Annotated in this window: 13 protein-coding genes; all 13 read right to left on the bottom strand. The window is 66.0% G+C overall.

Annotated elements, in window-relative coordinates; genetic code table 11:
- Window positions 1–399: 399 nt before the first annotated feature.
- Entirely contained in the window at window positions 400–1404 is a 1005-nt protein-coding gene (locus M7H19_RS08060) for a hypothetical protein (protein ID WP_298179038.1), read from the bottom strand.
- Window positions 1405–1461: 57 nt separating this feature from the next.
- A complete protein-coding gene (locus M7H19_RS08055; protein ID WP_298179036.1) occupies window positions 1462–2202 on the bottom strand; it encodes a hypothetical protein in 741 nt (246 codons plus the stop codon).
- A 62-nt stretch (window positions 2203–2264) separates the two neighbouring features.
- A complete protein-coding gene (locus M7H19_RS08050) occupies window positions 2265–3527 on the bottom strand; it encodes an MlaD family protein (RefSeq protein WP_298179034.1) in 1263 nt (420 codons plus the stop codon).
- Window positions 3527–4744 (bottom strand): MCE family protein, encoded by a 1218-nt coding sequence (locus M7H19_RS08045; RefSeq protein WP_298179032.1) that lies wholly within the window; start codon window positions 4742–4744, stop codon window positions 3527–3529. Before M7H19_RS08045 ends, M7H19_RS08050 begins: the two co-directional genes overlap by 1 nt.
- On the bottom strand, window positions 4741–5925 hold the full coding sequence (locus M7H19_RS08040) for an MCE family protein (RefSeq protein ID WP_298179030.1): 1185 nt from the start codon (window positions 5923–5925) through the stop codon (window positions 4741–4743). The genes M7H19_RS08045 and M7H19_RS08040 overlap by 4 nt, the downstream gene beginning before the upstream one ends.
- Entirely contained in the window at window positions 5922–6908 is a 987-nt protein-coding gene (locus M7H19_RS08035; protein WP_298179027.1) for an MCE family protein, read from the bottom strand. The genes M7H19_RS08040 and M7H19_RS08035 overlap by 4 nt, the downstream gene beginning before the upstream one ends.
- On the bottom strand, window positions 6905–7936 hold the full coding sequence (locus tag M7H19_RS08030) for an MCE family protein (protein WP_298179025.1): 1032 nt from the start codon (window positions 7934–7936) through the stop codon (window positions 6905–6907). The genes M7H19_RS08035 and M7H19_RS08030 overlap by 4 nt, the downstream gene beginning before the upstream one ends.
- A gap of 58 nt (window positions 7937–7994) precedes the next feature.
- Complete coding sequence (locus M7H19_RS08025) at window positions 7995–9323, bottom strand: MCE family protein (RefSeq protein WP_298179024.1); 1329 nt, start codon at window positions 9321–9323, stop codon at window positions 7995–7997.
- Complete coding sequence (locus M7H19_RS08020) at window positions 9320–10159, bottom strand: ABC transporter permease (RefSeq protein WP_298179022.1); 840 nt, start codon at window positions 10157–10159, stop codon at window positions 9320–9322. Before M7H19_RS08020 ends, M7H19_RS08025 begins: the two co-directional genes overlap by 4 nt.
- A 6-nt stretch (window positions 10160–10165) precedes the next feature.
- On the bottom strand, window positions 10166–10960 hold the full coding sequence (locus tag M7H19_RS08015; protein WP_298179020.1) for an ABC transporter permease: 795 nt from the start codon (window positions 10958–10960) through the stop codon (window positions 10166–10168).
- Window positions 10957–12105: an ABC transporter ATP-binding protein gene (locus M7H19_RS08010; protein WP_298179018.1), complete on the bottom strand. Its 1149-nt coding sequence runs from the start codon at window positions 12103–12105 to the stop codon at window positions 10957–10959. The genes M7H19_RS08015 and M7H19_RS08010 overlap by 4 nt, the downstream gene beginning before the upstream one ends.
- Window positions 12106–12311: 206 nt before the next feature.
- On the bottom strand, window positions 12312–12707 hold the full coding sequence (gene rplL, locus M7H19_RS08005) for a 50S ribosomal protein L7/L12 (protein ID WP_298179016.1): 396 nt from the start codon (window positions 12705–12707) through the stop codon (window positions 12312–12314).
- Between the two features lie 75 nt (window positions 12708–12782).
- Window positions 12783–13308, bottom strand: a 526-nt coding sequence (rplJ, locus tag M7H19_RS08000; RefSeq protein WP_298179014.1) for a 50S ribosomal protein L10, incomplete at its 5' end; no start/stop codon positions are given.

Below are 13308 nucleotides of genomic sequence, written 5' to 3'. Positions count from 1 at the left end.
ATACCCGTTGACGGTCGATTCGAGTTGGTCGCAGCACTGGCCTGGTTCGCGGGAGAGACTGCCAAGATGCGTCCTTCCGGGGACATAGCTGGTTGATCAGCCGCGCTAGCAACTCGTAACGCGGACTGTCAAGGGTGCGGTGTTGCCGACCATCCTAGCTACCACAAGAGGGCAGCCTGAAAGTGGGCAGCGCAAAGAAGCAGTCTAGCCCAACATAGGAGGACTGTCGAGGGAACTCACTCGATCGTCTGACGATCAAGGGTTCGGCCTCGCTGTACGCCTCTCCTTCTAGTACCCGGCCCGCCTCCCGCAAGACGTTGCCGTGTTGCCTGTAAGCGTGAACCCCCGAGGACTCTGAGTCAAGCATTCTTTGCCGGACAACCACCAGTTGGCGCAGTGTCAGTTACCCTCCGTCGGCTCTCCTGCCTGCGATGATAACGGCGCTGAACCGCTCGGCGACGGCTCCGATTGTGCACCGGACGACTGACCGGGGCCGTAGACGTTCATGTTCACGACCTTCCAGGCACCGTCCTTCAGTTCGGTCTCGAACCACATGGCCGCCGGCCCGCCCACGGTCTGCTCGTCGCCCGCGCGGGTCGCCGTTTGATCAACGTAAACCATGACCCTGGCGCGATCACCATCGAGGAGCACCACCGCGCTGCGGACCGCCGTGGTGGTCACGACGATCTTCTGCTCACTCGCCTGATCCCGATACTCGCCCATCAGGGTGTCATAGGTGCTCCTGACCTCCTCATTGCCCAGCAACTGTTCGGCGGCCTGTTCCGTCTTGGCCATGTCGTTGTAGTCGATCGAGAACAATCGCTCGGCGGCCTCACTCATGGCCTGTTCGACCTCGGCCGTCGTCGCGACGTCCACCAGCGCCGCGTTCGCGGTCAACTCCGAGGCCTCGCTGTGCCTCAGCTTGAAGAACACCGCAAGGCCGGCCAGCACGAGCGTGGCGGCCACCAGCGCCGCGAGCAGCGAGTAACCGGCCCGGCGACCCGGGGCCTCGCTCCTCGGCTCATCCGGTTCGGAGGCCCCTCCGCTGTCCGAGCGTTCGTCGGCGGTGCCCGCCGTGTCGGTCTCCGGCCGCTTCGGTGACTCGCCCGAAGGCTCCACGGCCTCCGGGACGGGGTCGACGTCGTCGGCGCCCCCGACTTTCGTCCCGGCCTCCGCTTCGGCCGCCTCGGCGGTGTCGGGCCGCTCCGGTGTCTCGGGTTCCGGCTCCGGGCTCGCAGACCGTGACTCCTCCGGCACGGATTTCGCACTCTCGGCGATCTCCTCGATCCCGTCCGAGGTGGTGGGGCGCCGCACCGGTGACGGTTTGCGCAGCCCGGCGACCCGCGGTCGACGGGTCGGCGACGGACGTTGGCCACCGGGAAGGCGACGGCGAGAGGATGGCATCGGGATCTCCTACTTGCGTTCTGCGGGTCGGTGGTGCGGTTCGGGTGGGCCTGGCGGCTAGCCGCTCGCCCCGTACTGCACATTCGCCAGGGCCGACACCTTCCACTGCCGGTCCTCGTCCGATCCGTCACCCTGCTGATCGCGCTCCAGCTCCAGCTGCAGGCGCTCGACGTTGCCGAAACTGCCCTGGGCGTTGGTGACCTCGATCTGGACCACGGCCAGAGCCCGCGCCTTGCCCTCGTGGACGTTGAGCTCCTCCACCGCGACGTCCTGCACAGTGGTGACGGTCTTGAGCTGGGCCTTCTCGATCGACTCGCGCCATTCCTTCTCGGTCTCGTCGATCTCCGCGCTCATCGCGTCGGTCGAGAGTTTCTTCCGCTCGGCGAGCAGTTCGTCACTTCTGGTGTGGTCGAATTCGAGGAAGACCGCGGCAGCACGGTTCGCCGCGGCCGAGACCTCGTCGCGGGCCTGGGCGATCTCCAGCTCGTCGCTGCTCGCCGCGCTCTGCCACATGACACCGAACACGATGGCGACGACGAGCGCGGCCGACGCGAGTGCCGCCGTGGCGAACATCAGTGGGCGCGGTGGGCCCGAGCGGGCCGAGCGCCGGGTGTTCACCGACTCGCCCGTGCCGGAGTCGTCATCCGTTTTCCGACCTCGACCGCTTGCCGACGGTTCGTCCTCGACTTCGGTGTCTTCTGTGGCTGTACCGGCCTCGGTGTCCGTGTCGGGCTCAGGATCGGTGGCCGGACGGGCCTTGGCGTCGTCCGGCTCCGGCCGCTGGTCGTCCGAACTCATGGGGCTCCTGATCAGATCGGATGGGTGTGGTCGGTATGGACAGGTAGGTCCTCGCGCTCCTTTCAGTCCGACAGCCCGACGAGCTCACGCAGGCTGGAGATCGCGAGTCCACCCTCCTTCGAGAGGTCGACCGCGAGTCGCCGCAGATACGCCAGCTGCTCGGAGTCACGGTTGCTGTTGGCCTCCACCTGCGCGGGCGTCGGCACCGACGGCACACCGTGGTACGGCGCGTTCTGCGAGCCACGCACGGCGATGGGGCTGCCTGGCGGCTCGGCACAGTACGCGTCGACATACGGTTCGCGAGGCGTCGTCTCGTTTCCGGGACGGTAGGTGTCCGGGGGCCGGTAGCCCTTGGTGCACGCGGGCGGGTCGAACAGGTTCAGCGCGAGCCCCAGGTGAGCGGTGCCGTCGCCGGGTGTGACGCTGTACGCGCCCGCCACGACCAGCGGGTAGCTCACCAACGCCTGCTCCACCCCGTCGAGACGGGTGACGAGCACATTGGAGGTGGTCAGCAGGTTGGCGACCAGGTTACTGAGGCCGGGTCCGGATTCGGCGAGCACCCCGCTGACCGTCGTCGCCGCGTCCGGTGCGACGTCGATCAGGTCTCGGATATCGCCGTCGGAGTCCTTCAGGGTCTGCGACAGGTCCGCCAGGTCCTCGCTGAACGACCGTATGTACGTGGAGAGGTCGTTCTGGGTGCTCAGAACCGTGCTGCCCTTGTCGAGCAGCTCCACCGTCTGCGGCAGGTGCTCCTTGGCGCTCCGGGTGAACTCGCCGGTGGTGTCCATGAGCTTCTGCAGGTGCTCACCGGTGCCGTGGAACGCCTTGTAGGACTCGTCGACGACCGTGCGCAGCGACTCGGTCGGTACCGAGGCGGCGAGGCTGTCCAGGTCGTTGATGAGGTCCTCGGCGGGCACCGGGGTGGTGACCTTCTCCGCGTCGATGACATCGCCGTCGGCGAGGTACGGGCCTTCGTCGGTGACCGGACGCAGGTCGACGTACTGCTCCCCCACGGCCGAGCGGTTGGCGACGGTCACGTCCAGCTCACGAGGCACCCGGGGGGTGTCGGGTTCGATGAGCAATTCGGCCGCCAGTCCGTCCTCGGTGAGGCGAAGCTGCCCGACCTCGCCGATGTTGTAGCCGCGATAGGTGACCTCCGCGCCCGTGAAGATGCCTCCGGAGGAGGACATGTGGAGGTGGACCGTGTAGCCACCGGAGCCGAACGTCTTCTCGACGTCGGTGAACCGCACGAGCGCGTACGTGATCGCCAGGACCGAGATGACGAGGAACGCGACGAGCTGGATCTTGGTCTTGCGGACGAGCATCAGCGCTCACCCCCGATCATGGAGTCCAGAATTCCGCCGAGGCCGTTCCCACCGCCGGGGGCGGGCTCGGCGTCGCCTCCTCCATCACCTCCGCCGTCGCCCGGCAACGGCAGCACAGACGACGTGTCGTCGGGGTCGGTTTCGCGGGGGTTGGTGATGTCGCCGACGATCGGCAGGTTCTGCAGCGGGTTCTGCCTGCTGCGGCCGATGTTGGCGAGGATCTCCTGCAGATCCAGATCGAGATCGATGTACAGGTTCAGGTAGTCGCCCTTGACGCCCTCGGCGGCCGCGTCCGTGAACGGATACGTCAGCAGCAGTTGCAGGGCGTGGGGCAGGTCGGCGCCGGCTTCGCCGAGCTTGCGCAGTGTCGGCAGGAGCGCTTCGAGGTTGGCCACCAGGTCCTCCTGGCCGGCGTTGACGGTCTCGACGGCCACCTCGGACAGCCCGTCGAGAGCGCTCAGCATGGTGACGAGCTGGTCGCGTTGCCGTTCGAGCACCTCCAGGCCCGGCCCGAGGTCCTCGACCGCCACAGCGATCTTGTCGCGTTGGGCGTTCAGGGTGGACGATAGCCGGTTGAGCTGGTCGAGCGCGGTGGTGATGTCGCCGGACTGCTCGTCGAGCGCCTTCACCAGTTCCTCGGTGTTTCGCAGCAACGCCTTCACGTCGGGCGCGTTGCCCTCCAACGCGGCGTTGAGTTCCTCGGTGATCGTGTTGAGCTGTTCGATGCCACCACCGTTGAGCAGCATCGACAGCGCCCCGAGGACCTCTTCGACCTCGACGCTTCGGTTAGTGCGTTCCACCGGGATGAGGTCGCCGTCGGACAACTTGCTGTCGGTGAAGCCGTCGGTGTCCTCGGCTGCGGGGGCGGCGAGTTCAACGTATTTCTCGCCGAGAAGGCTCGACTGTCGCAGGTTGGCTACCGCGTTCGCGGGCAACTCCACGTCGCCGTTGACGGCAAGCACGACCTCGGCGGTCCAGCCGTCCTCGGCGAGGCGGACGTCCTTCACCGTGCCGACGGGAACCTCCTTGACCCGCACACCCGCCTGCGGGACGAGGTCGAGCACGTCAGGGAAGTGGACGCGCACGGTGTACGGATCGTCGCCCAGGTCGGCGCCGCCGGGTAGCGGGATGTCGTAGACCCCTTCGAAGCCGCAGCCACCGACCGCGAGGAGACCGGCCGCGCTCGCGGCGGCGAGCGTTGTGCGGAACCGTTTCACCGCTCACCTCCCGAGCCCGTGATCTGCCCGAGCAACGGCAGCGGCAGCGGGGGCAGCTCCCCCTTGTTGAGCGCGTGCACCGTCTGGGCCAGCGACGGCAGTTCCACGACGCCGTCCAGCACACCGGCCACGTCCGCGCACAGGTTGCCGAGCGCATCGAGTGCCTTCGGGGTCTGCCGCAACAGGTTGCAGACCATGAGGATGGGTGGCTCGGTGAGCTCGTTCATGTTGGGCCGGGTGTCGAGGGTTCCCGACGCGGCATTGTAGGTGTTGACGAGGTTGCCCAAGGCCAGCGGCGCGATGTCGAGTGTCTCGGCCAGTGCCGCACGCTGATCCACCAGGACCTGGGTGACCTCGGCGAGCTTGTCGACGTTCGACTTCACGCGGTCGCGGTTGTCGTTGATGAAATCGTCGACGAGTCGGAGGGTGTCGCCGAGTTCGGTGACTGTGGCGGCGAGGTTCTCCCGTTCCCTCTCCAGAAAGTCGCTGACGTCGGCGAGCTGTCGTTCGAAGTCGCGCATGTCGTCGTCGCTAGCGGCGAGGGTGTTGGACAGTTTCGCGAGGTTCTCCACGGTGCCGAAGAGGTCGTCGGAGCTTCCGGACAGGGTTCCGGCCGCGTCTCCCAGTTTGGTGATGGCCTCGTGCAGGGCCTCGCCGTTGCCGTCGAGGTTCTCGGCGGCGGTGTCGAGCAGCTCGGACAGCGAACCGTCCATGTTCGCCCCCTCGGGCCCGAGTGCCTCGGAGACGCGGCTGAGACTGTCGCTCAACTCGTCGATCTCCAGTGGGACGGCGGTACGGGACAGCGGGATCACCGCGCCGTCGTCGAGTTCGTCGCCACCGGTGTGGGCCGGGGTGAATTGCACGTAGCGGTCGGACACCAGGGCAGGCGCCACGATTATGGCCTTGGCGTCGGCGGGAACGGCGAACCGCCTGTCGTAGGTCATTTCGACCCGGACGCGGTCGCCCTCCGGCTGGACGGAGGTCACTTCACCGACCTCGACACCGAGGATGCGGACGCTGTTGCCTTCGTAGAGGCCGATGGCCTGGGTGAAGTAGGCGGTGACGTGTTTGCGGTCCGCGTCCTTCAACGTCCACCACAGACCGGCCGCGACGACGAGCCCGAGCACACAGGCGAGGGCGAGGCCACGGGCGAGTCGATCTCCGAAGCGGGTGTTGGTCATCGCGCGTTACACCCCTCTTCATTCAGCGGCCCGATGGAGGGCAACAGCAGGCCGCAGATGTAGCTGTCGAACCAGCGACCGCTGCCGATGGTGTTGTTGAAGACACGCACGAACGGCGCGAAGTTCTCGATCCCCTCGGCGAGCGAGTCCTGGTTGCGCTGCAACATCTCGGTGAGCTGGTCGAGCTTCTCCAGCACCGGTTGCAGCTGTTCCTCGTTGTCGTCGACGAGTCCGCGCAGCTGTTCCGACAGCTCTCGCGTGCCGTTCAGCATGGCGCTGATGGCCTCCTCGCGCGCCGACAGTTCTTCGAGCAGTTCGTTGCCGTCTTCCAGAAGAACGGCCAGTTCGGCGTCTCTGTCGGCGACGGTCTGACTGATCTGGCGGGTGCCTTCGAGCAGTTCGGAGAGTTGCCGGTCGCGGGAGGCGATGGTGTCGGACAGCTCCGACAGGCCTTCCAGCGCGCCGCGCACATCCTCCGGTGTGTCGGCGAACGTCTGGGACAGCACGTCGAAGCTCTGTGCGAGCTGGTCGACGTCGATGTCGTCCACGGTCCGGGACAGGCCCCGGAACGCCTCCAGCACGTCGTAGGGCGCGGCGGTGCGGTCGAGCGGGATGGTGGTGTTCGGGTCGAGTGCCTCGTCGCCGACCGGGTCGAGTGCGAGGTACTTGCGCCCCAACAAAGTCTTGATCTTGATGGCGGCCGTGGTCTCGTCTCCGATCCAGGCGTCGGAGACCTTGAAGGACACCAGCACCTTCGCCCCGTCCAGGTCGATGCCGGTGACCTCACCCACCTTCACGCCCGCGATCCGCACCTCGTCGTCGGCTTCGAGGCCCGCGGCCTCACTGAACTCCGCCCGGTAGGTGGTGCCACCACCGATCAGGGGCAGGTCGTCGGAGTTGAGTGCCGCGAGTGTGCCCAGCAGCAGCAACGTGATCCCCACGACGGCGATGGGGACGGGGTTGCGGTTGGAGAAGCTTTTCATGACAGGCACCGCTCTCGATTCGCCGGGAGCAACGGCAGACTGACGGGTGCGTCTCCGATCCCGGTGACGCTGATGTTGCCTTTCGCCTCGCACAGGAAGAAGTTCAGCCACGAGCCATAGTCCGCTGTGGACGCCAGTCGACTGACCTTCTCCGGCAGATACTGGATGAACTCCTCGACCACGGTCTCGTGTTCGTTGAGGTTGCCGGCCAGGGTGCCGAGGGCGTCGATGTCCTCGCGCAGCGGTCGGCGCGCTTCCTCCAACAGTCCCGCGGTCGTGTCGGCCAGTTCCCCGATGGAGGAGATGGCCTCGCCGATGGGCTCCCGGTCACTGGCGAGCCCGGACACGAACCGCTGAAGCCTGCCGATGAGCTGCGACAACTGTGGTGTGCGCTCGTTGAGCGTGTGCAGCACCGAGTTCAGGTTGTCGATCACCTCGCCGATGACCTGGTCCTTCTCGGCCAGTGTGGTGGTCAGTGACGCCGTGTGGGCGAGCAGGCTCTCCACCGTGCCGCCCTCGCCCTGCAGTACCTGGATGATCTGGTACGACAGCGTGTTCACGTCCTCGGGCGACAGCGCCTGGAACAGTGGTTTGAACCCGTTGAACAGCTCGGTTAAGTCCACGGCGGGCCGGGTGCGTTCCAGCGGGATGGTGTCGCCCGGTTCGAGGACGCCCTGCGGTTCGCCCTCGCCGCGCTCCAGCGACAGGTAGCGCTGGCCGATGAGGTTGCGGAACTTGATGGCGGCGACGGTGTTGTCGGGCAGTGTGCGGTTGCGGTCCAGTTCGAACTCGACCTCCGCGATCCTGCGGTCCACGACACGGATGTCGGACACCTTGCCCACCATCACCCCGGCAATACGCACGTCGTCGCCCGGCAGCACCGAGGTGGCGTCGGTGAAACGCGCCTTGTAGGTCTCGGTGCCCGTCATGTTCATGTTGGCGATGCTGAAGCCGAGGATGGTGGTGAACACCACGGTGATGACCACGAACGCGGTGAGCTTCGTCAGCGGCGCGAGGAGCCCTTTCACTCGCTCACCCCCTCGTGGCGGAACCTGCGACGTCGTCCGTTTCCGGCGAGTGTCCGGCTCATTCGACCGTCACCTCCGCTCCCCGGTACAGCGGCGCGACCAGCAGTGAACCCCACGCAGGCACTTCGGACGGCTCCATGCCGACCCGTGGCCCGGCGAGCTGCGCCACGAGCGCGTGTTCACCACCGGTGTTCGCGGGGTTGCCCATCGGGGCTGCCCCGCCGACGGCGGCCGAGTCGTTCAAACCCTTCCCGGCCGAGTCCGCGGACTCGGGTGGCACGGTGCCGTCCTGGACCGGGCCGTCCGGCGGATGCTGCGGGAACGGGTCGGGCATCTCTTTCATGTCGTAGCAGCGCGGACCGCGCTTGTCGTTGTACTCGGGCTCGTCTTGTCCCGGCTTGTACGGGCCTCGGTCCACAGTGATCTCCAAGGTGATGTGCAGGCCCGGCTTGTTGGTGCCCTTGCCGAACGACTCGTCGATCCTGGGCACCAGCTCCGCCATCTGCCCTAGGAAACACGGGTACGAGGGTGCGTACTTCGCCAACAGCTCCGCCGTGGGGCGCGCCGTCTCGCCGAGGCTGATGAGGTTGGCCGAGTTGGCTTCGAGGAACGTGTCCAGATCGACCGAGGCGGTCGACACCGTGCGGTACAGCGTGTCCAGGTTCAGGCTCTGGTCGACGATCGTGCGGCTCGTCGTGGTGAGGTTGTCCAACGTCCGCACGAGGTCGGGTGCGACGTCGGACAGGGTTCCGGAGAACTCGGCGAGCTCTCGCAGGTTCTCCTGCAGTTTGGGCACGTGCGGGTTCAACTCACCGACATACTCGCCCAATTCGGACAGTGTATCGCCCAGTTGTTCGCCCCTACCCTCCAAGGCGGTGGAGATGGCGGTCAGGGTGCTGGACAGTTTCTCCGGCTGCACGGCCTGCAACACGGGCAGGAGGTTGTCGAGAGCCTGTTCCAGCCGCACGGCGTCCTCGGTGCGGTCCTGGGTGATGACGGTGCCGTTGGACACGCTCACCGTGGAAGGCTGCTCGGGAATGGTCAGGTCGACGTAGCGCTCCCCGAACAACGTCTTCGGCAGAAACCGTGCGGACACGTTGGCGGGCACGAGCTCCGCCTGCTCCGGGTCCAGGTGCAAGACGAGCTCCGCGCCACCCGAGTGGCTCGGTTCGATCGCGTGGACCCTGCCCACTATCAGCCCGCGGACTTTCACATCCGAGTTCGGTGTCAGCTGGTTCCCGATCTCCCCCGCCTGCAACCGCACGGTCACGTGGTCGGTGAAAGCCCTGTTGTACACGGCGATACTCAACGCGATGCCACCGACGAGGATGGCCACCAGCAACAGGCCCAACAGCCTGCGACGAACCGTCGCCATTGTCGAGCTCATCCCGCGATCCTCACCGTCGTGTCGGTGCCCCAGATGGCGAAACCGATGAAGAAGTTGACCACGGCCACCGTCACGATCGACAGCCGCACGGCCTTACCGACCGCGATGCCGACCCCGGCGGGACCACCGGTGGCCCGGTAGCCGTAGTAGCAGTGCATGAGAATGATCAACACACTGAAGATCAGCACCTTGACGAACGAGTAGAACACGTCCTCAGGTGGCAGGAACATGTCGAAGTAGTGGTCGTAGGTCCCCGCCGATTGGCCGTACAGATACACGACCACCGTCCGCGAGGCCAGATACGAACTGAGCAGGCCGATGACGTACAGCGGGATGATCGCGATGAATCCGGCGATGATGCGGGTGGTCACGAGGTACGGCAGGCTCGGCACCCCCATGACCTCCAGCGCGTCGACCTCCTCCGAGATCCGCATGGCACCCAGCTGCGCGGTGAACCCCGCGCCCACGGTGGCCGACAACGCCAGCCCCGCCACGAGCGGCGCGATCTCCCTGGTGTTGAAGAAAGACGTCAAAAAACCCGTGAACGCCGACGTGCCGATGGAGTCCAGGGCCGAGAAACCCTGTAGCCCGACCAGGACACCGGTGAACAGGGTCAGCCCGACCATCACGCCCACGGTGCCGCCGATCACGGCCAACGACCCGGACCCGAAACTCACCTCGGCGAGCAGCCGCAACACTTCCTTGCTGTAGCGGCGGATCGCCCTGGGCGCCCACGCGAGCGCTCGCAGGTAGAACGACATCTGGTCGCCGAGCATGTCCAACGTCTTCAGTGGACGGTTGGCGAGGTTCTTGGCGTTCTGGAGCAAGCGAGCCATCGGTCCTCAGTCCAGCTTTGAGGGGACGAGCTGCAGGTAGATCAACGTGAGCACGGTGTTGACCACGAACAGCAGCAGGAATGTGATGACGACGGACTGGTTCACCGCGTCGCCCACTCCTTTCGGGCCGGGCGGCGGATTCAGTCCCCGGTACGCGGCGACGACCGCGGCGATGAACCCGAAAATCAACGCCTTGATCTCACCGATCCACAGGTCGGACAACTGCGCCAACGCCGAGAAACTCGCCAGGTACGCACCCGGTGTGCCGTCCTGCAACACGACGTTGAAGAAATAGCCACCGAGTACCCCGATGACACTGACCATGCCGTTGAGAAGCAACGCGACGAACATGCACGCCAGCACCCGCGGCACGATGAGGCGCTGCACAGCGGAGACGCCGAGCACCTCCATGGCGTCGATCTCCTCGCGGATCGTGCGCGCACCGATGTCGGCGCAGATCGCCGATCCGCCCGCGCCCGCCACGAGCAACGCCACCACGAGCGGGCTCGCCTGCTGCACGGTCGCCAGCACGCTGCCCGCCCCCGTGTACGACTGGGCGCCGAGCTGCCTGGCCAACGATCCGAACTGCATCGAGATGACCGCGCCGAACGGGATGGCCACCAAAGCCGTCGGCAGGATCGTCACGCTGGCGATGAACCACGCCTGCTGGATGAATTCCCGAAACTGGAACGGCCGCCGGAACACGCCACGCGCCACGTCGAGGGCGAGCGCGAACAACTTCCCGGTCTCCCACAGCATCCCGATGCCGGGAATCCTGGCCGTCGAGGCCGGAGAGCTCATGAGTTTCCTTGCTCGTACGGGGGTAGTCCTCGGGTCGCGTCGTTGGGGCCCAGCTCGATCGGCTGGGTCCGACTCGAATCGGGAATGGTGGCGACGTCGCCGGTGGGCAGGACGCCGTGCTGGGTGCCGACGAGGCTGGCGCTGTGGACGCCGTAGTGACGCTGCTCCTCGGGCGAGAGCGACGCGATGATCGACTCGCGAGCCGCCTCGGGAAGCGTGTGCAGCATGCGCATCACGCGGTCCTTACGTCTGCGCGCGCCCTGCCGTTCGGGCAGCCCGGGCGTGGGCTGCAACTGCGGTGGCACGCCCGTCACCTCTTCGACGCCGCCCGCGTGGTGTCCCGCTTCGAACATCGCGCGTTCGGCGGCGAGTGTCGCCGAGTCCTTCTCCTCGGACATGCCGATGGGACCGTCCATGCGCCCGTTGAGGAACTGCTTGACCACGGGTTCCTCGCTGGTGAGCAGCACTTCGCGCGGACCGAACATCACTAGTTCCTTGCGGTACAGCATGCCGAGGTTGTCCGGGACCGTTCGCGCGAGGTTGATGTTGTGGGTGACGATGAGGAACGTGGCGTCGATCTGAGCGTTGACGTCGATGAAAAGCTGCGAGATGTAGGTCGTGCGCACGGGGTCCAAACCGGAGTCCGGCTCGTCGACCAGAATGATCTCCGGATCGAGAACCAGTGCCCTGGCCAACCCGGCGCGTTTACGCATACCACCGGAAATCTCGCCCGGGAGTTTCTTCTCCGCACCGGACAGACCCGTCATATCGAGCTTCTCGAGAACGATCTTGCGGATCTCGGTCTCGGATTTCTTCGTGTGTTCCCGAAGTGGGAAGGCGACGTTGTCGTAGAGGCTCATCGAACCGAACAGAGCGCCGTCCTGGAACAGCACCCCGAACAGTTTGCGTGTCTCGTAGAGCTTGCGCTCCGAACATCTCACGATGTCCACACCGTTGATCACGCATTTTCCTCTGTCCGGTTTCAACAATCCGATCATGGACTTGAGAAACACGGACTTGCCGGTGCCCGACGGCCCCAGCATCACCGATACCTCGCCGGGCGGCAGCGTCAACGTGACGTCACGCCAGATGGTGTGCTTACCGAAGGACTTGCTCAGGCCCTCGATGACCACCTCGGCACCCATCGCACCTCCCGGAGTTCGTTCATGGCGCGTCAACAACTTGCAACGAGCCGAAGTCGCGCGGGTTACTCACCAGTTTTCGGCTGAACCGGTTTTCGATCACAAGCTCGTGGTCCGCCGCACACTAACCCACGATCGAGTGAGCACAAAAAAGGCGGGTCGTTCGTCACGACGAACGACCCGCCCTTTGACGGAATGTGAAAGTCAGCTCACTTGAGGCTGACCTGAGCGCCGGCGGCCTCCAGCTTCTCCTTGGCGGCGTCGGCAGCTTCCTTGTCGACCTTCTCCAGCAGCGGCTTCGGAGCGCTCTCGACGAGCTCCTTGGCCTCCTTCAGGCCGAGACCGGAGACGATCTCACGCACGACCTTGATGACCTGGATCTTCTTGTCACCGGCGCCCTCGAGGACGACGTCGAACTCGTCCTTCTCCTCCTCGGCCGGCGCGGCGGCACCGCCGGCGGCAGCACCCGGGGCGGCCATGACGGCGGCCGGCGCGGCGGCGGTGACGTCGAAGGTCTCCTCGAACTGCTTCACGAACTCGGACAGCTCGAGCAGCGTCATCTCCTTGAACGCGTCGAGCAGTTCCTCAGTGCTCAGCTTCGCCATGGTGGCGTTCCTTCCTTGTTGCGACTCCGTAAGTCGGGTGGGTAATGGTCAGCTCTCGGCAGCCGGACCGGCGCTCTACTCGGCGCCGCCTTCGGACTTGCGCTTCTCCTCCAGCGCGGCACCCAGGCGCGCGACCTGCGATGCCGGAGCCTGGAACAGCGCGGCGGCCTGGGACAGCTTCGCCTTCATGGCGCCCGCCGCCTTGGCGAGCAGCACCTCGCGGCTCTCCAGGTCGGCGATCCTCTCGATCTCACTGACCGAGAGAGGCGCACCGTCCATGTAGCCGCCCTTGATCACCAGGGCGTTGTTGTCCTTCGCGAAGTCACGCAGCACCTTCGCCGCCTCGACCGGCTCGCCCTCCACGAAGGCGATCGCGGTCGGACCGACGAACAGCTCATCGAGACCCTCGACACCCGCCTCGGCGGCGGCACGCTTGACGAGAGTATTCTTCGCGACCCGGTACTTGGCCGTGTTGCCGAGAGCGCGACGCAGCTCATTGAGCTGGGACACGGAGAGGCCACTGTACTGGGTGACAACAGCTGCCGAGCTGTTGCGGAACTTGTCCGCGATCTCGGCGACGGCCGCCACCTTGTCGGGCTTC

The organism is Saccharomonospora sp., assembly GCF_027317685.1.
In the GTDB taxonomy this organism is placed as follows: domain Bacteria; phylum Actinomycetota; class Actinomycetes; order Mycobacteriales; family Pseudonocardiaceae; genus Saccharomonospora.
Note: the sequence above shows the minus strand (reverse complement) of the source record. Positions and strands in the feature narration are given on the sequence as shown.